The organism is Luteimicrobium album (genome assembly GCF_030161555.1).
Lineage (GTDB): Bacteria > Actinomycetota > Actinomycetes > Actinomycetales > Cellulomonadaceae > Luteimicrobium > Luteimicrobium album.
In genome coordinates, this window is record NZ_BSUK01000001.1 from 1,285,500 (window position 1) to 1,306,933 (window position 21,434).

Here is a 21,434-nt window from a genome sequence, read left to right on the forward strand (position 1 = left end):
TTATTAGCCCACAGCACTTGCTCTTCGGCAGCAAGAGAGGGCCGCGCTCCCTACTTGCTAATCCGCATAATCGGTCTTGACCCGTAGGTACCCGGTCATCACATGCTGGCCGCGACGACCCGTCGGCGACGACGCCGACCCGTACCCAGGGAGAGATCGATGGCGACACTCCGACCAGGCAGGCACAAGGGCCGCGCCCTCGCACGACTCGTCGCACTGGCGACCACGCTCGGGCTCGCGTTCGCACTGACCGCCCCTGCCACGGGTGCGACGACGCGATCCCGCGGCATCGGCACGCCGACGGCGGTGGCACCGGCCCGGCTCCTCGGAACCACGCCGAGCAAGGACGTGTCGCTCAACGGTGACGCGTGGCAGTTCAAGCCCGTCAAGATGCCGTTCTTCGGCTGGGAGAAGGACGACTCGAAGTTCGACCGGTCCTTCATCCGCGACGCCATCGACGCCGTCCCCGAAAAGGACTGGAACACCTGGACCGACGTCCGCGTCCCGATGGCCTGGAACAGCGTCGACGAGTTCGACTTCCCCTCCTACTACCACTACCTGCACAAGGGCGAGTACCGGCGCACCTTCGACGTGCCCGTCTCCTACGTGGGCAACCACGTCCGGCTGCACTTCGAAGGCGTGGACTGGAAGGCCTGGGTCTACGTCAACGGCAAGCTCGCCCACTCCGCAGGCTTCGAGGACGACGACTTCACCCACGAGTTCGCACTCACCCCTTCGACGTCGACATCACCGACCTCGTCCAACCCGGCTCCCACCACAACACCCTGCGCATCGTCGTCCAGGACGTCACCGCGAACTTCGTCGGCGAGTCACCGAACGAGGACCACGTGATGAAGTATCCGATCGGGGTCCGGGGCGAGTACTGGAACCGCAACGACGGCGCGACGCCGCGCAGCTACCACGACATGAAGTCGGGGATCTTCGGGGACGTATCCATGCAAGCGGTGCCCCCGGTCTCGGTCGAGGACGTGTTCGTGCGACCCGACCAGAACCACGACAAGGTCACCGTCGAAGTCACCGTGAACAACCAGACCCGTCTACCCGCCCCGGTCTCCATCACCAACACCATCAAGACCTGGCCCGCCGGCAAGACCGCCCTGAAGTTCACCTCCAACCCCACCCGCATCCTCAAACCCGGCAAGACCACCCTCTCCGTCACCCAGACCTGGCGCGACTACAAACTCTGGTGGCCCGACGACCCCACCCTCTACAACATGGTCACCACCCTCAAGCTCGGACCCCTCCAGCTCGACCAAGCCATCAACCGGTTCGGCGTGCGCGACGTCCACGCCGTCGAAAGCTCCGACCCCACCAAGCGAGGCGTCTACGTCAACGGCGTACGCACCGCCCTGTTCGGAGAATCCATCGAGACCAACACCGTCGGCCAAGGCGTCGACAACATCGCCCAGGACGGCCTGACGTTCAACGGCAACTGGGCCCTGACCCGCACCTACTTCTCCCACGTCATCGACGTCGCCAAATCCATGAACATCAACGTCCTACGCATCCACCGCGGCTGGGCCCTCAACAAGGAACTCGTCGAGATCGCGGACGAGAAGGGCATGATGCTCATCGGCGAGAATCCCGTCATCATCCGGACGTGGGAGCCCCTTCTCACAGATCAGTACCGCCAGTCCGGGCTCTCCATGATGCTGCAGATCGCCAAGCACTACCGGAACAACCCGTCGATCGTCATGTGGTCCATCTCCAACGAGAATCCTGCCTACAACGATGACCTCACCGCAGGCATGAAGACGGGCTATGCCGGGCAACCCGCCGTCAACCCCGACATCCAGCTGGTCTCGACCAACGCGGAGACCGATACGGTCGCCTCCGGCGGGTATCGCGGCACCTACCTGCACGAGACGACGAACAAGACGTGGTTCGACTACGAAGAGAACGCGTCCTACATCAAGCTGACGGACGACGCGCGCCGGTCGTCCGTGGTCGACTCCATGCGCATCTTCCGCCAGCAACGCATGAGCCTGGGCTACGACGCCAAGATCGCCCTCGCGTTCTACAACTTCCAAAAGGTCTTCGCCCTACCCGACCAGGCCCACTCCAAGATCAAGATCCCGTGGACCAAAGACCAGATCAACGGCCCCGGCTACCACGCCGAATACATGTGGAACTCGATCTTCAACCCCTACACCACCCCGGCCACCGACAACACCATGCCCGAATACACCCCCTCGTCCCAACAACTGTGGGCCGACTCCTACGCACCCGTCGCCGTCTTCGACAAAGACTGGGTCGACAACGCCATGAAGTCCTCCAGCCTCACGACGTCCTACTCCGCCGGTCGCACCCTCTACCTGTTCAACTCCGACCTCAAAGACCGCACCACCGCCCTCACCGCCACCTGGACCCTCACCAACCGCGACACTGGCGAGGCCCTGAACACCGGCACCTTCACCCAGGACGTCCCCCTCGGCGGCTACGTCACCCACGACATCGTCACCGGCCCCGCACCCACCAAGAACCTCGACCTACACCTGACCGTCACCAAGTCCGGCACCACCCGCTACGACGAAACCCTCACCTTCGGCGGCACCGACGCCGAACCCTCCCCGGTCCAGACCACCCCCGGCGACGACACGATCGTTATGGACAACGACGTCGACGGGACCTCCTCGAGCGGGCTGACTCGAACGACGGCGTACGCGAAGACCTACGGAAAGGACGCGGCAGCGACCGCGGCCGTGCAGGCCGACGACTTTGCGCGCTACACGCCCTACCTCGGTAGTGACGGTGACTACCAAGTCCTGGTCCACGTGCCCGCCGGGCTCACCGGCACCCAGAAGGTCAGCCTCACGTGGGAGGACGGCGGCCTCCAACAAGCCGACCAGACCATCGACGTCAGCACGCCAGGCTGGGTCGAGGTACCCGGCGGGCCGCGCACGATGACCAAGGGTCAGTCCTCGACGAGCCTCACCCTCGTCGCGGGAGGCACGTCGACGGTGCTCGCAGCCGACGCCGTCGCCTTCCAGCGGGTCGACACCGACCCGACCACCAGGCACACGATCGACCAGACCCGCGCACCCGCGAGCGGCACCACGTGGGAGTACCTCGGCCGGTACACGTGCGAAGCCGGGAAGAACTGCCACATCACCCTCACCAACGACGCGAACAACCGCGTCGTCGCCGACGCCGTCCAGTTCCGCCAGGACGACACCACCATCACCCTCGACGAAGACCGAGCCACCACCACCGGCACCTGGACCCACGCCGACAAGCCCACCTCTCAAGGCGGCGACCTCGTCTACGCCGACAAAGCCACCCCAGCCACCGCCACCATCACCTGGACCCCCGACCTCCCCACCTCGGGAGAATGGGACGTCTACACCACCTGGGACGACGACCCCGACAACAACGGCTCCCACCGCGCCACCAACGCCCCCTACACCGTCACCACCACCTCCGACGAGGGCGGGACCACCACGCCGACGGGGCCCTGGGACGTCGTCGACGACCCGATGGACTCGGGCGCTGCATGGACGCCTGGCGGCAACGGCGGGACCGCGAACTGGTCCGACGGCGCGCTCCGCCTCGTCGACAGCAGCACAGCGTTCTACAAGGCTGTCACCCGGACCGGCTTCGCCGCGCCGACCGGCGCCTTCACCTTCGAGTTCACGGCGCACACCAACGACTCGGCGAACGCAGGCAGCTCAGAGGTCGGCGTTCGTTCCGGCGCGTACTACGCCCGGGTTGTGCTAAACCACGGGGCGACCGGGACGGTCGCGGATGGCTACGGCGACGCGACCACAATCTCCACGCTCGACACGACGGTCGACCATATCTACCGCGCCGTCGTGCACGCCGACCACACCTTCGACCTGTACGTGGACGGAGCCCGCGTGTGGAAGGGTGCGCCGAGCAAGGGAACCGGGACCTCGGTGCTGAAGATCGCGTCCGAGCCGATGCTGCTCGGCGACGTCACCGTGGGCTCCGTACGGGTCGCGAACGGCGAGCTCGTGCCCTGACCGGCCTCGGGCGCGGAGGGCGGCGCGCCGCGCCGCCCCTCCGCGCATCGGACGCCGGCCTTCTCGAGCACCCCGAGGAGCGCCTTCATCCACGGGCCGTCGTCGGGCCACGCCCGCGCGGACACGAGGTTGCCGTCGACGACGTCGACCGCGATCTGCGGGCACGGCGACGGGCACGTAGTGGTCGGGGTTCACGTCGCGGAAGGCGACGTCCGCCTCCCACGTGCGCCCGAGCTTCTCGGTGTATGTGTCGAACGTGTCCACGAAGTCGTGGACGACGAACTGCAGCCTCTTCTTCTCGGGGGCGGCGATGTCCACCTCGTACCCGGCCTCCTGGAGCCGTTGGTAGGGGTAGAAGACTTCGAGCGTCTCCGCCGCGTCGCCGGTGAGGATCAGGATCTAGGTGTGATGTCCAGGGACGTTGTTTCGGCGACACGGCCGTGAAGAGCTGAGGGTGAGGGCCTCCGGTTGTGAAGTGGAGTTGTTGAGTTCAACCGCTTCACGAACCGGGAGGCCCTCGTGTCCCACGCTAACGCTGCTCTGACCCCGCGTGCCCGGCTGCGGCTGGCGCGCTTGATCGTCGAGGATCACTGGTCGCCGCAGGTCGCAGCGAAGATGTTCATGGTCTCGCCCGTCACTGCCCGCAAGTGGGCGGCCCGGCTGCGTTCGGAGGGACCCGCCGGGATGGCCGATCGTTCGAGCCGACCATGGTCGATGCCGACGAAGACACCACTGCCCGTGGTTAAGCAGATCGTGAAGAGGCGGTGGCGACGCCGACTGGGACCGATACAGATCGCCGGCGAGCTCGGCCTGCCCGCATCGACCGTTCACGCGGTCCTGGTGCGCTGCCGGATCAACAGGCTCAGCCATATCGACCGAGTTAGCGGTGAGTCGATCCGCCGTTACGAGCACGACCACCCCGGCTCGCTGATCCATGTCGACGTCACGAAGTTCGGCAACATCCCCGATGGTGGCGGCTGGCGATTCGTCGGACGCGTCCAAGGCGAGCGCAACCGGGAAGCCACCGCCAACCGCACGAAGAACAGGAACCACCGTCACGAGCCCAAGCTCGGCACTGCGTTCGTGCATACCGTGATCGACGACCACTCCCGCGTCGCCTACGCAGAGATCCATGCCGACGAGAAGGCAGACACCGCGATCGGTGTCCTGCGCCGCGCGGTGTCCTGGTTCGCTGCCCGCGGCGTCACCGTCGAGCGGGTTCTCTCGGACAACGGGTCTGCCTACAAGTCCCACGCCTGGCGCGACGCCTGCACGCAGCTCGGGATCACCGCGAAGAAGACCCGCCCCTACCGGCCGCAGACCAACGGGAAGATCGAGCGCTTCCACCGCACCCTCGCCGACGGCTGGGCCTACGCCCGCTTCTACGGATCCGAATCCGAGCGCCGATCCGCGCTACCCGGCTGGCTCCACTTCTACAATCACCACAGGCACCACTCCGCCATCGGAGCCCCACCCATCAGCAGGATCGACAACAACCTGCCTGGACATCACATCTAGGCCGTGGCGCACCTCGTTGTGCCGGGAGTGAACTATCCCAACGGCATGCCACGCGCGGCACGGCCCCGTTCACCGGTGAGCCCTCGGGGCGGCGTCCTCCCACCGAATACATCAGACATCTTCGGCGACCAGCCTGACCGACGACATCCCGGGGATCTCCGCGAACACAGCAACCAGGTCCCCGGCGTCACCGTTCGTCCCAGACACCTGAAGCCTTGCCTCGACCCGGTCCTTGTGGCCGGAACGCTCGAGGACTCGCGAGCTCTCAAGGCTCGCACGGAAGCCGTGCTCCACAGCGAGCTCGAGCGCCGTCCGCAGAACGCCCTTGCCCACGCGGTAGCGGACCAGGACCGTCGTCGTGCGGGCCTCCGGCGTCACGAGCCGCGCGATGCTCGTCAGCCCGGTGACGGCCACGAGGTAGAGGGCCGTCGCACCCAACGCCACGACCGGCAGGGCAGCGCCGCAGGCCATGCCGACGGCGGCACTCAGCCAGACCGACGCCGCCGTCGTCAGACCGCGGACGCCGTCACCCCTGACAAAGATCACCCCGGCACCGAGGAAGCCGATCCCGGAGACGATCTGCGCGGCGATGCGCGACGGGTCGAGGCCGACGTCGGCACCGAGCACGTTGGAGAACCCGTGCGCGGAGACGAGCGTGAACGCCGCCGATCCGACACCGACTACGGCGTGCGTACGCAGGCCCGCACTCTTCAGCCTCCGATGCCGCTCGAACCCGATGCATGCTCCCAACGCGAAGGCCAGCAGGAGAGAACCGAGCTCAGAGAGAGAGTCCGCTGACCACCACTGCATGTCGTCGCCCTTTCGTCGTCAGTTCTCGCCCTCTGTCCAACCCAGTTCGTCCCAGACCGCCGCGGGGATCAGATGGTCTACTCGGCGCATCGCGTAGCCCGGGAAGCCGCCCGCGAACAGGCCCCGCGCGTCGTCCTCGGTCGCCTCCCCCGTGAGCACGAGACCCGGCGTCATGCCTGCCGCCAACGCCATCGCAATATCGGTGCCGATCCGGTCGCCGACCATGACACACCGTTCGATGCTGGCCTCGATGCCCGCGCGCGCGGCGGTGAGGATGTCCGGGTCGGGCTTGCCGACGTTCTTGGTACACATCACTCCGGTGCAGGCCTCAATCGCGGCGACAACCGCCGCGGCGTCCGGCTCCGCCGCACCTCCGGGCAACGGGCAGTACGGGTCCGGATTAGTCGTCACCAGAACGACGTCCCTCCCGCTGCGCAGTGCGTCGAACGCGATCTGCAGCTTGCGGTACACGAAGCCGCGGTCGTAGCTCGCGACCACCACGTCGATCTCGGCCGGGTCCTCACTCAGCACGAAGCCCGCTCGCGCCAGAGCCTGCTGCAAGGGCGCCTCCGCGATAGCGAAGATCGTGGCAGCCGGATGCTCTCGCTCCAGCCACCGGACCATCGACACCACGGTGTTCACGACGTCACCCGGCGAGGTGGGAAGCCCCAGGGACTCCAGCTTGTGGGCGTACCGCGCCGGGTCCTTGGTCGGGTTGTTGGACAGGAAGCGCACGGGAATCCCGCGCCGTCGTAACTCCCGGACTGTGCGCGCTGCGCCGGGAAGCAGCTCCCCACCGAGGTAGATCGTGCCGTCCAGGTCGAAGAAGTAGGCGTCGAACAGGCCCTCCGGCCGACGCAGTGTGTCGCTCATCCGAGCGCCGCCCTGATGGGGCCCGGCCGATTCGTCGTGATGATGCTGACACCGAGGTCCTGGGCGAAGCGGGCGTCGTCGATGTCGTCGACGGTCCACGGGTGCACGTCGTATCCCCGGCGACCAAGTGTTTGCACGACGTCCGGGTGCGCACGCAACGCTCCGATCGCAGGCGCGAGCGTTCTGACACCCGCCGGTAGCCGACCAGAGAGAGCGTCCTCGTCGATCTCGTCGACGAGCAGCTCCACATGGTAAGGCGCTCCGATCTCGTGCAGGTGCGCGGCCGCGGCGCGCGAGAACGTGATGATCCGAATCGCGAGGCGGTTCAGCTGGCCAGTGGCGCGGAATGCGTCGAGGATCCGGACCACGTCGTCCTCGACGAGGTGGCCGAACGGGCTCGGGTGCTTGGTCTCGATCGCCAGGTCAAACGGGCGGTCGCCGCTACCGAGCTCCGCGAGCACGACCTCGATCATCTCGGGCAGCGTGAGGATCTGAGGCCCGACGGCGCTGGACGGCAAAGTCGCGATGTCGCCAGGATGCCAGGAGCTCCAGTCGAGCGAGCGAAGCTCAGCGAGCGTGTGATGCTCGACAGGGCCGTGCCCGTTCGACGTGCGGTCCACCGTGGGGTCGTGCAGGCAGACGAGCTGCCGGTCGCGGGTGAAGCGGACGTCGCACTCGATGCCGTCCGCCCCAGCCTGGACGGCGCCTACGTAGGCAGCCCGGGTGTTCTCGGCGAACCGTGCCGAGTCGCCCCGGTGCGCCATGACCCTCGAACCCGTCGTCGGACCCATCCTCACCGCACCTCCGTCACGGTGGCCCAGGCGGGCCACTCCTCGCTGGGCCGTGGCCCATTTTGCGTCGTCAGCCTGCCGGTCCGCGCGACCTCGCCGAGCCACCGACCGCTCGGCTTCGCCGTGCGCTCGAACGTCTGCGGGTCCCACCCGACCAGCCCGAACCGGGGGCGTACGAGCCCCACTCGTAGTTGTCCAGGGCCGACCAGTGCAGGTACCCGCGCACGTCGACGCCGTCGTCCATCGCGGCGCGCAGGCCGGCGAGGGCGCCGATCGTGTACGCGATGCGCCGGTCGTCGTCGTCGGTCGCGATCCCGTTCTCCGTGACGAGGACGGGGGTGCCCTGGGTAAGGTCCCACGCGTGCCGCACCCCGACGCCGAGGGCCTCGGGGAAGAACTCCCAGCCCGTCTGGGTGCGCTCGATGTCGTCGGGCACCGGAACCGGCCCGTGCGGTCCGAGGAACGTCCGCAGATAGGCCTGGACCCCGATGTAGTCGTCACCGACGGCCGCCTCGAGGAACAGGTCCTCGCGGGCGCGCCGATACTCGCGGGTCGCGTCCTCGTACCCGGGAAGGGGCTGGAACGCCTGGGTGGCGACGGACCAGCCGGTCGCGGCGTCGGTCTCGGCCGCGAGGACGAGCCGGGCCGCCCGGTGCGCTGCGACGAGCGCCTCCGAGACCTGCGGGTCGGGCGCGGGGAGCGTCGCGGCAGCCAGCTCGGCGCCGCGCGTCCCCCGGTACGTCATCGAGAGGATGTTCGGCTCGTTGATCGTGCAGACCCACCGGACGTCGTCACCCAGGACGGGGAGAGCGTGCTCCACGTACCGGGTGAACAGGTCGACAGCGCGCGGCGAGTGCCAGCCGCCGGCGTCGACGAACCAGCGGGGGTGCGTGAAGTGGTGGAGGGTCACGACCGGTTCGAGGCCGTACGCCAGGCAGGTCTCGACCATCGCCCGGTAGTGCAGGAGCTCGGCAGCGGAGAAGACGCCTTCCTCCGGTTCGATCCGCGCCCACTCGATGCTGAACCGGTAGGAGCCGAAGCCCAACTCGGCGAGCAGGGCGATGTCCTCCGGGTAGCGGTGGTAGCTGTCGGCGGCGTCTCCGCTCGCCTCGGCGAGGTCGGTGCCGGGAGCGTGCTCCCGGACCCACCAGTCGGTGTTGAGGTTGTTGCCCTCCACCTGGTGCGCGGCGGTGGCCGCTCCCCAGAGGAAGCCGTCGGGAAAGGTGAGCACGGTGCTGTGGTCCGTCAAGGTTCTGAGGTCTCCGGTGGCCGCGATGCGCGGCGTCTACTTCAGTCCGGTGGTCGCGATGCCCTGCACGAAGTGGCGCTGCAGGAACACGAACAGAAGGACGATGGGCGTGATGATGAGGACGGATCCGGCAAGGAGGAGCCCGTAGTTGGTGGCGTTCTCGCCCGTCGAGTACAGCGACAGGGCCACGGGGAGGGTGTACATCTTCTCGCTCTGGGCCGCGACGAGCGGCCACAGGAAGTTGTTCCACGAGGACAGGAACGTGAGGATCCCAAGTGTCGCTATCGGTGGCCCGCACAGCGGCAGGACGATCCGGAAGAAGATCCGCAGCTCGCCGGCGCCGTCGATGCGGGCTGCCTCGAGCAACGGGTCCGGGATTGCCGACATGAACTGGCGCATCAGGAACACCCCGATCGGCTGCGTGAGGAACGGCAGGATCAGCGCGAGGTAGCTGTTGACGAGCCCGAGCTTCGAGACGATCACGAACAGCGGGATGAACGTCACGATGCCCGGCACCATGAGCGTCACCATCACGAGGCCGAACAGGATCTTCTTGCCACGGAATTCGAGCTTCGCCAGCGCGTAGCCGACCATCGAGCAGAACAGGATATTGCCGAGCACCGTCACAAGGGCGACGACCATGCTGTTCGTGAAGAACTGGCCGAAGTTCAGCTCGGTCAGCCAGGTCCGGAAGTTCTCCAGGGTGAAGTGGTGCGGCCACCACGTCGGCGGCCGCTGGAGGACCTCACCCGGCGTCTTGACGGAGCCGAGCAGCATCCAGACGAACGGCAGCAGCCAGACGACGACGCCGACGACGAGGACGGCGTAGGTGACGGCCTTCCACGGGTTCATCGAGCGGCGGGTGCGCGGCCGTGCGGCCACGCTCGGGTGTCGAGTCATGGTCATTCCCCTCAGTCCTGGGACCGCAGCAGGCGGAACTGCAGCAGCGAGAACAGGGCGATCGCGGCGAAGAGCACGTAGCTCGCTGCGGATGCGAGCCCGTACTGTCCGATGCCGAACTTCTCGTACGTGTAGTAGGCGACGGACCGGGTCGAGTCGAGCGGACCGCCCTGGGTCATCACGAACGCCTCCTCGAAGAACTGCAGGAAGCTCACGGAGATAAGGACGACGCCCAGCAGGATCGTTGGCTTCAGCAGCGGCAGTGTGATGCTCCACAGCCGGCGGAACGGCCCGGCCCCGTCGACCTTCGCGGCCTCCTGGACGTCGTCGGGGATGCCCTGGAGGCCGGCGATGAAGATGACCATGAGGGTGCCGACGTGGCGCCAGACTGCCATCCCGGTCAGAGCCGGGAGCGCCCAGGTGGTGCTGCTCAGCCAGGCCGGCCCGTCGATCCCGACCCAGCCCAGGGCGGTGTTGACGAGGCCGTCGTCCTGCAGGAGGTAGCGCCAGACCACCGACACCGCGACGATGCTCGTCACGACGGGCGCGTAGAAGCCCACGCGGAACGCCGACCGGAACTTCGTGATGCCCGAGCTGAGCGCGAGGGCAAGGACGAGCGCGAAAGCGACCGTCGTGGGGATCCCCATGACGACGAAGAGGCCCGTGACCTTGAGCGCGTTCAGGAACCGGGTGTCCCCAAAGAGCTGGGCGTACTGGTCGAGGCCCACGAAGTTGACCGCCAGCGGGTTCGGGATGTCCTTGGCCGACAGGTCGGTGAAGGACATCCCGAACGAGCTGACCAGCGGAACCACCATGAACGCACCGAAGACCAGGACGAACGGGAGGGCGAACATCCATGCGATGAGCGCCTGCCTGCGACGACGCGACCTCACGGGGCCGCGCGTGTGGTCCGCTGCGACGGTCACGTCATCCCACCCCGATGCTGCCGGCCTGGGACTGCAGCGCCTTCAGCGCCTCGGCGGCCGTCTGCTTGCCGCGCGCGATCTTCTCCACGGCGCCCTCGGCGGCCACGGAGACCTCCTTCCAGCTCGTCGACGTGGGCGGCGCCTCAGCCGACTCGAGCTGCTTGCCGAAGACGGCGAGCTTGGCGTCGGAGGAGAGCGTCGCGTCGTCCCACGCCTTCTGCGAGGCCGGGAGGTCGCCCGTCGCCTTGTACCAGGCGACCTGCTGTGCGGGCTCGAGCATCCACTCGATGAACTTCCAGGCGCTCGACTGGTTGCCGCTCTTCTTGAACACGGCGAGGTTCGACCCGCCGAGGAACGAGGTCGACGACTCGGCGGCCGGCAGGACGGCCGTCGCGTACTTAGAGTCGAAGCCGTCGCCGCCAACGGAGGCGATGGTGCTGACGGAAGCCGGGCTGCCCACGAACATCGGCGTGCGCCCGGACACGAAGTCCGCCTCGGCCGCGCCCGTCGAGATGTCGGCGTCGGGGTCGGAGATCTTCTTCGTGAAGAAGCTCGCCAGGTAGTCGTAGGCCTCGACCATCGGCGCGCTGTCGAGCGTCCACGCGGTGTTGTCGCTGTTCGTCAGGGAAGCGCCGTTGGACCAGGGCAGCCAGAGCGAGTCACGGAACGACCCGTCGCCGCCGGAGGGCATGCGCATCCCGAACTTGGTGCCGGCCTTCGTCTGGTAGTCCGACGCGAGCTGCTCGAGCTCGTCCCACGTGGTCGGGGCGCTGTCCCAGCCGGCCTTCTTCGCGAGGTCGGTGCGGTAGAAGAGCACCCGGGTGTCGACGTACCACGGCAGGGCCAGGCCATCGGCGTCGAGGGCGCCGCTGAACAGGTCGCCCGTCTCGACGTCGGACGGCACGGGGGCGAACGCGTCCTTGAAGTCCGCCATCCAGGTGGTCCCGACCATCGCGAGGTCCGGGGTGTTGCCTGCTGCGACGGCGGTGACGAACTTGTCGTGGGCGGAGGCCCACGGGATCGACGTGACGTCGATCTTCACGTCCGGGTTCTCCTTGGTGAAGCCGACGGCGAAGTCCTTGAGCGCGTCGCCCTCGGCGCCCTCGGCCCAGATGGTCAGGTTCCCGGTGGCGGGCCCGTCTCCCACGGTCGTCGTCGTGTCGGCGTCGGCTCCGGCGGTGGGGTCATCGGACCGGCCGCACGCGGCGAGGGCCAGCGCCGCCACCAGTGCCAGGGCCGTCAGGCCGGTGCTTGTGGTGCCTCGTCTCATGTCGCTCCTCCTTGAGGTCATCGAGCTCCCGGTCGAGATGTGCGTGCCTCAACCGATCTATGCGCTTAACTGATCTAAGCGCTTAACAGACGTGGGCACGTTACCCGGCACCCCGCCACGACGACAAGTCAACGGATCAGGAGCCGGGGTCCTCACCCGGCGGCGCGACAGCCGCAGCTCTCGCGCACCACGAGCCTGACGTCGAACTGGCGCGAACCCGACGACGCCCCGACGCCCCTGATCTGCTCCACGAGAACGCGGGCCGCGTGCCGCCCCATCTCGACCAGCGGCTGCCGCACGGTCGTCAGGGCGGGCCGCGCGACACGACCCGCGAGGATCCCGTCGAACCCGGTGACGATCACGTCACCCGGGACGCCCACCCCCAGGTCGCGCAGCACGTCCAGCACCGTGACTGCGAGCTGGTCGCTCGCGCACAACAGCGCGTCCGGGAGCTCCCCGCCTCCACGAGAGCCGCGAGCTCGGCCGCCCAGCCCCCTCCGCACCCACGGGCGGCGCGTCGTCCGGCACGGCCGTCCTGGCCGACGCCTCCTGGTAGCCGGCGAACCGCTCCGCGAGGTCCGGCAGCACGGGGGCGCCGACGAACCGCGTCTGGCGCACGCCGTGGACGTCGACCAGGTGCGCGAGCAGAGCACGCACGCCCCCGCGGTTGTCGACCGTCACGTAGTGCACGGCCCCGTCCTGGGGAGCCCTGCTGAAGGCCAACACCGGGATCGCGCGAGCGGTCAGCTCCAGCTCCTCCGTTGAGATCGCGCCCGGAAACACGGCCAGCCCGTCCACACGGCCCGCGACACCCGCCATGACCGACACCCCGGAAGAGCGCTCGGCGCTCAGGAGCAGCGCCATCCCCTGCTGCCAGCACTCCAGCTCGAACCCGCGCTGCACCTCGTCGACATACAACGGGAACGACCGGGGGTCAGGTTCTTCGGCCGGGCCGGACGGAAGCCCCGAGACGAACTTTGCCGTCTCCAGGAGCATGTCGAACGAGTACAGCCCCAGAGCGCCGGTGCTCCCATTAGCCAGGCCGCGCGCACTCGCGCTCGGTACGTACCCGAGTTCGCGCGCCGCGCGCAGGACATCGGCTCGTGTGGTGTCACGGACACGTCCGGGCTGTTTGAACACGAACGAGACCGTCGCGATCGACACCCCGGCGCGCTCCGCCACGTCATAGACAGTCGGTCGACCCCCGCGTCGCGGCATCGCACCCTCCCTCATCGACGTCCCCGCCCCGTCGGACCGGGCGACCTTCCAGCCGCCCCGGCACGTTACCCGAAACGCCCGGCCCCCACGGCATGCAGCAGGAGTGGTGCCCCGCGCCCGCACGACGCTCGAGTCCTCCGACCCCTTACTCGCCCGCGGCGAGGCCGAGGGCGATGCGCTCGTACTGCGGGGCGGGGTGCAACCGGGTTCCCCAGATCGAGACGAGGCCCGGGATCGGATCCACGCAAGAATCGCGAAGGCAGCAGGTGCCGTGGAGCACCGACGGGCTGCGGGCGTCTGTGCACCGACGGCCGCAGTTACTGAGGCTGCGCCGTCCCTTCCGACAGCGTCACCCCGCGCGGGAGCCACAGCCCGCCGACGGCGACCGCGACGCCCGCGAGGACGGGCAGCCAGAACGGCGTGCCCCCGGCGACCGGTGTCCACCCGGTGGCGTGCGCGCCGCCGGCGGCCGTGACGATGCCCGTGAGCACCGCGATCCCGACGGCACCGCCGAGCTGGTTCGCGACGAACAGCGTGGTCGTGGCGTTCGGGATCTCGTGGGGCGTGAGCACCCGGTACAGCGACGACGTCGTGGGACCGCCCACGAACCCGACGCCCAGCCCCGCGGCCACGGACGTCGCGACCAGGACGGCGATCGGCGCCGTCGGGCCGACGACGAGGTAGACCGCCATCCCGACGACGACGGCCGCCGCCCCGGACGGCACGAGGACCCGGGCGCTCACGCGGTCGGAGAGCCGCCCGCCCAGGATCATCCCGACGAGCGACCCGGCGCCCTGGGGTGCGAGCAGCAGGCCGGACGCGAGCACCCCGTACCCGCGCACGCCCTGGAAGAACTGCGGCAGCCCGTAGAACAGCGGGTAGATCGCGAGGCCGAGGGTGAGCATGACGAGCGTCGCGGAGAGCACGGTCGGGTTCCGCAGGACGGCCACGTCGACGACGGCGGCGCCGCCCCGGCGGGCGGCGTGCCGCGCGAACGCGGCGAGGACGGAGAGCCCCAGCACGATCGGCCCGACGACGGCGAGCGTCCCGCCGTCCTCGGACGTCTCGGCGAGGCCGACGAGGACCGCGACGGAGCCCACGGAGAGGAGGGCCAGCCCGAGCCGGTCGAGACGGAGCGCGGGGTCGAGCGGCACGCCGCCCGGCAGCGCGCGCCACGAGACGACGAGGACCGCTGCGGCCGCGACGACGAAGGCCGCGAAGAGCCCGCGCCAGCCGATCGCGTCGACGGCGACACCGCCCAGGAGCGGCCCGAGCAGCGGCCCGATGCCGATCGCACCGGCGACGAGGCCCATGATCCGGCCCATCCGGGCGGGGCCGGCGAGGGTCGCGACGGCGGTCAGCATGAGCGGCTCGAGCATCCCGCCCCCGAACCCCTGGACGGCGCGGGCCACGACGAGCGCCGGGAGGGACCAGGCGAACGCCGAGGCCGCCGCCCCCACGCCGAAGAGCGCGAGCGCCGCGAGCCAGGGGCGCGGATGCCGAACCGGATCGACGCCCACCCGCTCACGGGGATCGCGACGGCCACGGCGAGCACGTACGCGGTGCCGACCCACTGGACGGTGCCGAGCGGGGCGTCGAGGTCGGCGGCGACGTCGGGGATCGCGACGCCCGTGACGGTCGTGTTGAGGAGCGCGAGGAGGCCGCCAGCGACAAGGAGGGCGAGGCGGGGTCCGAGGCGGGGCTCGGACCGGCCCGGCGCCAGCGTGGGCGACGCCGCCGAATACCCGAGAGGACGCTCAGTTGTACTCATGCGTTAATTTTGAACTCACGAGTACAACGAGCGCAACCCCCGATCCACTCCGGCTACGATGGGGTCATGGTGGTGACCGGGACGACGCGACGCGTCGACAAGCACCGCGCGATCCTCGACGCGGCGCTCGACGTTTTCGCGCGCCAGGGCTACGCCGACACCAACCTCGACGAGGTCGCCGAGGTCGCCGGCGTCGCGAAACCCACGATCTACAACCACTTCGGCGACAAGGCCGGGCTGTTCGCCGCCGTCGTCGAGACGTCGTCGCAGGACGCGAACGCGCGGGTCGCGGACGTCATCGCCGCGACCTCCACGAACCCCGAGGACCTGCGGGCCGAGCTCGAGACCCTCGCCCGCAGCCTGGTGCACTGCCTCCAGGGCGGCGCCGGCTCCGCGACCATGCGGCTCCAGCTCGTCGAGGGAGCCCGGTTCCCCGAGCTCATCTCGCGCGTCCGGGACGGCAACCGGGACCGCACGCTCGACCTCCTCGCCGGCAAGCTCGCGCAGCTCGCCGCGACCGGCCACCTGCGCCTGCGCGACCCCGGCCGCGCCGCCCGCCAGCTCATGGCTCTCGTGAGCGACGAGCCGCTCGTCAACAGCGGGTTCGGCGCCCGGCCCGTCGACCCGGCTGTCGTCGACCGAGCCGTCACCGAGGGCGTCGACACGTTCCTCGCCGCCTTCGCCCCGGAGCCGGCCCCCGAGTCCTGAACCGCCGACGGCGACGCTCCGTTCGCCGACGGTGACGTGCCGACCATGCGATCAGCCCTGCCGCTACGGCCGATCATGCGAACACGCACCATGTCCGCGCTGACCATGTGACCACTCGCATGTTCGGCGCCAGCGCCCGTGCCTCACCGCATGCTCGACGAAGCGAGCGGTGCGCAACCGCATGCTCGACGACGACACCGACGTGCGCGTGGTCCGACATCGGGGGTGAGCCGACGGGTCGAGCGGGTGGGTGCGGGGAGGTGGTGAAGGGCGTCAAGGAGTGCGCACGGCCCCCAGGGCCGAAGCACGACAGCCCGAACCACCTCGGCGCACCCACCCGCGAACCCGACCACATCACCATCGGCGAACACGGCGGGCGGCGGGACTCAGTAGCCGAGGTCGCCCTGCGACGACTGCGACGGCGACGACCCGGCCATGCTCGTGATCGCGGAGCCCGACGGCGCCACGACCCACCACAGCGCGCCGAACCCGTCGACGCCCTGACCGGTGGTCGCGCCCGCCGACGTGTCCTTCACGAAGTAGTAGAGCGCGTGGCCGTCGTACGCGACCTGCTCGCTGCCGTCGTCACGCATGATCGTCGTGAGCTTCGCGGCGTCCACGCCGTCGCCGGCGGTGGGCTTCCCGGACGCCACGAGGGGCGGCCATGCCGCCGCGCACGAGCCCGAGCACGTGGACTTCCCGGCCGGGTCGGCGACGAAGAGGTAGAGCGTGTTGCCCTTGCTGTCGGTGAGGTAGGTGCCGAGGTCGCCCTGGTGAGCCTCGACCTCGACCGCGCCACCGGAGCCTGCGGCTGTCGACGGCGCCGGGTCCGTGCCACCGCCGCCCGAGCCTCCCGAGTCTCCCGAGCTGCAGGCCGCGAGCGCCAGCGCGCCCGCGAGCGCCAGTCCCACTGCTCCGGCTCGTGCCGTGCGTCGTCCCATGTCGTGCTCCTCCCGGCCGCCGCCGACGTCGTCCCGCCGGTGGCGGGGTCGTGCGGACCTCACCCCTGACACGAGGTGCGGGGGCGGCCGGTTCATCTCCGCGTTCCCTGGCTCTTCCCCGGCCGGCGGCGGACAATGCGCAGAGCAGGGGACCGCTCTGGCGACGACGCCGCGGACGTGTGCTGGGCCGTCGCCACCGTCCGAGGAGTGCGAGCGTGGGCACGACGACGAGCCGTCCGACGGCGAACCCTGCGGCCAGGTCGGCGGGTTCCGCGACCCCCACCCCGCCGGCGGAGCGCCAGCTCGACACGCTCGCGCGCATGGCCGGCGACCTGGCGGGTCACTTCGACCTGGAGCCGCTGCTGGAGCGGATCCTGCGGCACACGATGGAGCTGCTGGGCTGTGACAGCGGCTCGGTGTGCACGGTCGACGAGGCCGCGGGGACGTACCGCAAGGAGGTCGACCTGGGGGTCGCGTGCCGGGCCGGGCGCACGTACCCGCTCGACGAGGGCGTCACGGGCGAGGTGGTGCGTCGGCGCTCGCCGGTGATCCTCGACGAGTACGCGCAGGTCGCCGGCGGCCACATCCCGGAGCCGGAGCGGAGCGCGCTGCACGGCGTGATCGGGGTCCCGATCCGGTGGAACGGGTCGATCGTGGGGGCGTGCGTGGTGTTCAGCCGCGACCCGCTGCGCCGCTTCACGCCGGCGGAGGCGGCGCTGCTCGAGCTGTTCGCGACGCACGCGGCGATCGCGATCACGAACGCCCGCCTGCACGCCGAGGCGGCGCGGCGCGCGCAGGAGGCGGCGACCCTCGCGGAGCGTGACCGCGTGGTCCGGGACGTGCACGACACGGTCGGGCGCGGCCTCGCGGCGGTGCTGCTCGAGCTCGACGGCGCGGAGGAGCGGCTCGCGACCGCGACCGGGACGCACGGGTCGTCGTCGGGCGGGGCGCGTGACGCCGTCCGCAGGGCGCGAGCCGCGGCCCGCGCCGCGCTCGCCGAGACGCGCCGGACGGCGCTCGGCCTGGGGCCGTCCCTGCTCGACGGGCGGTCGCTCGCCGAGGCGGTCGGGCTCGAGCTCACGTGGGCGGGTTCGGCGGCGTCGCTCGAGACGCGGCTCGTGACCGTGGGCGACGAGCGCCCGCTCGCGGAGGACGTGTCCCGCCAGCTCTTCCGGGTGGTCCAGGAGTGCCTGACGAACGTCGTCGACCACGCGCACGCGCGCTCGGTGCGCGTCGGGCTGGTGTTCGGGGACGAGTCGGTCGCGGCGATCGTCGAGGACGACGGCGACGGGTTCGACGCGGCGGCCCTCCGGCTGCCGCCTGAACCGGGGCAGACTCGTGGCCTCGGGCTGCAGGGGCTGTGGGCGCGGACCCGGCACCTGGGCGGCACGGTGGTGGTGGACTCGACGCCCGGCTGGGGCACGCGCGTGCGGGCCGAGGTCCCCTACGCGACCGGCCTCGCGGACGGGACCCGGTCGCGGTGGCGCGTGCTCGTCGTCCACCCGAGCCCCGTGGTCCGCGCGGGCCTCGTGCACATGCTCGGCGCCGTCGAGCCCGACGTGCAGGTGGTGGGCGAGGTCGCCGACCCGGCGCAGGCGCTCGAGGCGTACGAGCTGCTGCACCCGCACGTCGTCCTCGGGCCGCTGCACATGCCGCACGTCGACGGCGTGCAGCTCACCTCCTACCTGCGCGCGTCGCACCCGCACGCGGCCGTGGTGCTCCTCGTCGGGTCGGTCGCGGACGACCGCGTCCGCGACGCCGCGCAGGGCGGCGCGGTCGGCTTCGTGAGCCACGACGTCGACGGCGCGGGGCTCGCGCGCGCGGTCGTCGCCGCGGCGCGCGGGGACTCGCTCGTCGGGGCCGACCTGTTCACGACGCCGGGCGGCTCCGGGCCGGGCAGGCCGCTCACCGCGCGCGAGCGCGAGGTCCGCGGGCTCCTCGAGGAGGGGCTCGCCTACAAGCAGGTCGCGAGCCGGCTCGGGATCTCCGTGAAGACCGTCGAGAAGCACGTGGGCGCGATCCTCCGGAAGACGGGCGCGCCGAATCGCGCGGCGCTCGGCACCCGCCCGGACCCGCTGGACAGCGTCCTCTGACCGCTCCCCCTGCGGCTCCTCGCGCGGCTCGAAGCCGGTCGCGGGTCTCCTTCGAGCGGCGAGGCTCAGTCGGCGAAGTACAGGTGCGCGTGCGTCCGGCACCCGGGGTTGAAGGGCGCGGCGCACCGGGGGCACGCGTCGGACGCGCGGTACTCGGGCGTCGTCATGACGTGCCCGCACACCCCGCACAGGGCGGACGGCTCGTCCCACGCGGACCGCGGCCGGGGCCGGGCGGGGTGGTCGGCGTCGTCCTCGTGGCACGCGAAGCACGGGCACCAGGCGCCACAGCACCAGAACCGGAGCGCGACGACGTCGAGGGGTGAGGACCAGTGGACGCAGCGGGTCTCGCGGTCGACGACGGCGCCCCGCACGGGCGGGAGCGGGAGCCGCGCAGGCGCGTCCCCGGTGCACGTTCGTGCTTCCACCATGCCGCCCGACGCTACCCGACCTACCGTCGAAACCGGCGGGGGCGCACGGCCCCACCGACCCCGACGACGGCCGCAGGGAGCACCGCATGTACTACAGCAACGGCAACTACGAGGCGTTCGCCCGGCCCCGCAAGCCGGCGGGGGTCGACGACAAGTCGGCGTGGCTGGTCGGAGCGGGCCTCGCGTCGATGGCGGCTGCGACGTTCCTGATCCGCGACGGGCAGCTCGCGGGCGACCGGATCACGATCCTCGAGCGCCTCCCCTGCCCGGCGGCGCGCTCGACGGCATCAGGAAGCCGAAGAAGGGCTTCGTGATCCGCGGCGGGCGCGAGATGGAGGACCACATGGAGTGCCTGTGGGACCTCTTCCGGACCATCCCGTCGCTCGAGGTCGAGGGGTCGGTGCTCGACGAGTTCTACTGGCTCAACAAGGACGACCCGAACTACTCGCTCTGTCGCGTCACCGAGAACCGGGGCCAGGACGCGCACACGAACAAGCTCTTCACCCTGAACGAGAAGGCGCAGAAGGACCTGATCAAGGTCTTCATGGCGCCCCGCGAGGAGATGGAGGGCAAGCGCATCGACGAGGTCTTCGGCGAGGACTTCCTGAAGTCCAACTTCTGGCTGTACTGGCGCACGATGTTCGCGTTCGAGGAGTGGCACTCGGCGCTCGAGATGAAGCTCTACATCCACCGGTTCGTGCACCACATCGGCGGTCTGCCGGACCTGTCGGCGCTCAAGTTCACGAAGTACAACCAGTACGAGTCGCTCGTCCTGCCGCTCTACCGGTGGCTGCTCGACCAGGGTGTGACGTTCCGGTTCGCGACCGAGGTCACCGACATCGACTTCACGTTCGACGGCGGCCGCAAGCAGGCGACCCGCCTCCACTGGGTGAAGCGTGCGTCGAGCGGCGAGGGTGGCGCGAGCGCGGCCGACGCCGTCGGCGGGGTGGACCTCGGGCCGGACGACCTGGTCCTCGCGACCATCGGCGGGCTCACGGAGAACTCCGACGAGGGCGACCAGCACACGCCGGCCCGCATCGACGAGGGCCCGCCGCGGGCTGGGAGCTGTGGAAGAAGATCGCCGCGAAAGACCCGGCGTTCGGGCGCCCGGAGGTGTTCTGCGGCGACATCCCGAAGTCGAAGTGGCAGTCGGCGACCGTCACGACGCTCGACAAGCGGATCCCCGAGTACATCCAGCGGATCGCGCAGCGCGACCCGTTCAGCGGGAAGGTCGTCACGGGCGGCATCGTGACGGCGCGCGACTCGTCGTGGCTCATGAGCTGGACGGTGAACCGGCAGCCGCACTTCAAGCAGCAGTCGCCCGACGAGATCGTCGTGTGGGTGTACGGGCTGTTCGTCGAGACGCCCGGCGACTACGTGAAGAAGGCGCTCCAGGACTGCACCGGCGAAGAGATCACCCAGGAGTGGCTCTACCACCTGGGGATTCCGGTCGAGGACATCCCGACGCTCGCCGCGGAGGCCGCGACCTGCGTGCCCGTGATGATGCCGTACGTGACGTCGTTCTTCATGCCGCGTCGCGCCGGCGACCGGCCGGACGTCGTGCCCGAGGGGTCGGTGAACTTCGCGTTCATCGGCCAGTTCGCCGAGACCACGCGCGACACGATCTTCACGACCGAGTACTCGGTGCGGACCGGCATGGAGGCCGCCTACCAGCTCCTCGACGTCGAGCGCGGCGTGCCCGAGGTCTTCGGCTCCACGTACGACGTCCGCAAGCTCCTCGCCGCGACGAGTCGCCTGCGCGACGGCGAGGAGGTCGACCTGCCCGGGCCGAAGTTCCTGCGCGAGCGGCTGCTGCGCCGTCTGGACGGCACGCAGATCGGCGAGCTGCTCACGGACTTCGGGCTCATCCCGGAGACGTCGGCCGCCACACGCCGGGCACGCGCGGACGACGCCGTCGAGTAGGGCGGGTCGGA

The 21,434-nt window shown here is 70.0% G+C and carries 16 protein-coding genes and 3 pseudogenes; 6 read left to right on the forward strand and 13 right to left on the reverse strand.

The window, feature by feature from the left end; translation table 11 throughout:
- Positions 1-159 precede the first annotated feature (159 nt).
- Both QQK45_RS06555 and QQK45_RS06560 read left to right on the forward strand, forming a co-directional pair.
- Positions 160-852, forward strand: coding sequence for a sugar-binding domain-containing protein (locus QQK45_RS06555; protein ID WP_284292571.1), 693 nt, complete (start codon positions 160-162; stop codon positions 850-852).
- The gene (locus QQK45_RS06560) at positions 852-4,004 is read left to right on the forward strand and encodes a golvesin C-terminal-like domain-containing protein (protein WP_284292572.1); all 3,153 of its coding nucleotides are present in this window, start codon (positions 852-854) and stop codon (positions 4,002-4,004) included. Before QQK45_RS06555 ends, QQK45_RS06560 begins: the two co-directional genes overlap by 1 nt.
- A 219-nt stretch (positions 4,005-4,223) precedes the next feature.
- Here the strand turns inward: QQK45_RS06560 and QQK45_RS23025 are convergent.
- Positions 4,224-4,403 (reverse strand): annotated as a pseudogene (locus tag QQK45_RS23025) (peptidase); the annotation flags it as partial.
- 120 nt (positions 4,404-4,523) lie between these two features.
- On the opposite strand from QQK45_RS23025, the gene QQK45_RS06570 reads away from it, so the two are divergent.
- Positions 4,524-5,522, forward strand: a complete 999-nt coding sequence (locus QQK45_RS06570; protein ID WP_284292574.1) for an IS481 family transposase — start codon at positions 4,524-4,526, stop codon at positions 5,520-5,522.
- Positions 5,523-5,633: 111 nt separating this feature from the next.
- On the opposite strand, the gene QQK45_RS06575 is transcribed toward QQK45_RS06570, so the two are convergent.
- The 10 genes and pseudogenes from QQK45_RS06575 to QQK45_RS06620 all read right to left on the reverse strand — a co-directional run bounded on the left by QQK45_RS06575 (position 5,634) and on the right by QQK45_RS06620 (position 15,330).
- Positions 5,634-6,332 carry an MgtC/SapB family protein gene (locus QQK45_RS06575; RefSeq protein ID WP_284292575.1) on the reverse strand — a complete coding sequence of 233 codons (699 nt, stop codon included), beginning with the start codon at positions 6,330-6,332 and terminating at the stop codon, positions 5,634-5,636.
- An 18-nt stretch (positions 6,333-6,350) separates the two neighbouring features.
- Complete coding sequence (locus QQK45_RS06580; protein WP_284292576.1) at positions 6,351-7,205, reverse strand: HAD-IIA family hydrolase; 855 nt, start codon at positions 7,203-7,205, stop codon at positions 6,351-6,353.
- Complete coding sequence (locus QQK45_RS06585; RefSeq protein WP_348525161.1) at positions 7,202-7,996, reverse strand: glycerophosphodiester phosphodiesterase; 795 nt, start codon at positions 7,994-7,996, stop codon at positions 7,202-7,204. The genes QQK45_RS06580 and QQK45_RS06585 overlap by 4 nt, the downstream gene beginning before the upstream one ends.
- A 70-nt stretch (positions 7,997-8,066) precedes the next feature.
- Positions 8,067-9,245: a glycoside hydrolase family 1 protein gene (locus QQK45_RS06590; RefSeq protein ID WP_348525162.1), complete on the reverse strand. Its 1,179-nt coding sequence runs from the start codon at positions 9,243-9,245 to the stop codon at positions 8,067-8,069.
- A 36-nt stretch (positions 9,246-9,281) separates the two neighbouring features.
- Complete coding sequence (locus QQK45_RS06595; protein ID WP_284292577.1) at positions 9,282-10,145, reverse strand: carbohydrate ABC transporter permease; 864 nt, start codon at positions 10,143-10,145, stop codon at positions 9,282-9,284.
- 11 nt (positions 10,146-10,156) lie between these two features.
- Complete coding sequence (locus tag QQK45_RS06600) at positions 10,157-10,999, reverse strand: carbohydrate ABC transporter permease (RefSeq protein ID WP_284294964.1); 843 nt, start codon at positions 10,997-10,999, stop codon at positions 10,157-10,159.
- 73 nt (positions 11,000-11,072) lie between these two features.
- Entirely contained in the window at positions 11,073-12,341 is a 1,269-nt protein-coding gene (locus QQK45_RS06605; protein WP_284292578.1) for an extracellular solute-binding protein, read from the reverse strand.
- Between the two features lie 152 nt (positions 12,342-12,493).
- Positions 12,494-12,778, reverse strand: coding sequence for a substrate-binding domain-containing protein (locus tag QQK45_RS06610; RefSeq protein ID WP_431310244.1), 285 nt, complete (start codon positions 12,776-12,778; stop codon positions 12,494-12,496).
- The gene (locus tag QQK45_RS21975) at positions 12,705-13,523 is read right to left on the reverse strand and encodes a LacI family DNA-binding transcriptional regulator (RefSeq protein ID WP_348525164.1); all 819 of its coding nucleotides are present in this window, start codon (positions 13,521-13,523) and stop codon (positions 12,705-12,707) included. Before QQK45_RS21975 ends, QQK45_RS06610 begins: the two co-directional genes overlap by 74 nt.
- Before the next feature lie 353 nt (positions 13,524-13,876).
- A pseudogene (locus tag QQK45_RS06620) lies at positions 13,877-15,330 on the reverse strand (MFS transporter).
- Positions 15,331-15,396: 66 nt separating this feature from the next.
- Here QQK45_RS06620 and QQK45_RS06625 point away from each other — a divergent pair.
- Entirely contained in the window at positions 15,397-16,038 is a 642-nt protein-coding gene (locus QQK45_RS06625; RefSeq protein WP_284292581.1) for a TetR/AcrR family transcriptional regulator, read from the forward strand.
- Between the two features lie 386 nt (positions 16,039-16,424).
- Here the strand turns inward: QQK45_RS06625 and QQK45_RS06630 are convergent, their stop codons facing one another.
- On the reverse strand, positions 16,425-16,979 hold the full coding sequence (locus tag QQK45_RS06630) for a COG4315 family predicted lipoprotein (protein WP_284292582.1): 555 nt from the start codon (positions 16,977-16,979) through the stop codon (positions 16,425-16,427).
- A gap of 215 nt (positions 16,980-17,194) precedes the next feature.
- Here QQK45_RS06630 and QQK45_RS06635 point away from each other — a divergent pair, with 215 nt between their 5' ends.
- Positions 17,195-19,072 carry a GAF domain-containing protein gene (locus tag QQK45_RS06635; protein ID WP_284292583.1) on the forward strand — a complete coding sequence of 626 codons (1,878 nt, stop codon included), beginning with the start codon at positions 17,195-17,197 and terminating at the stop codon, positions 19,070-19,072.
- Between the two features lie 65 nt (positions 19,073-19,137).
- Here the strand turns inward: QQK45_RS06635 and QQK45_RS06640 are convergent, their stop codons facing one another.
- Positions 19,138-19,500: a CHY zinc finger protein gene (locus tag QQK45_RS06640; RefSeq protein WP_284292584.1), complete on the reverse strand. Its 363-nt coding sequence runs from the start codon at positions 19,498-19,500 to the stop codon at positions 19,138-19,140.
- An 86-nt stretch (positions 19,501-19,586) separates the two neighbouring features.
- Here QQK45_RS06640 and QQK45_RS06645 point away from each other — a divergent pair.
- Positions 19,587-21,423 (forward strand): annotated as a pseudogene (locus QQK45_RS06645) (oleate hydratase).
- The last annotated feature ends 11 nt before the right edge of the window (positions 21,424-21,434 follow it).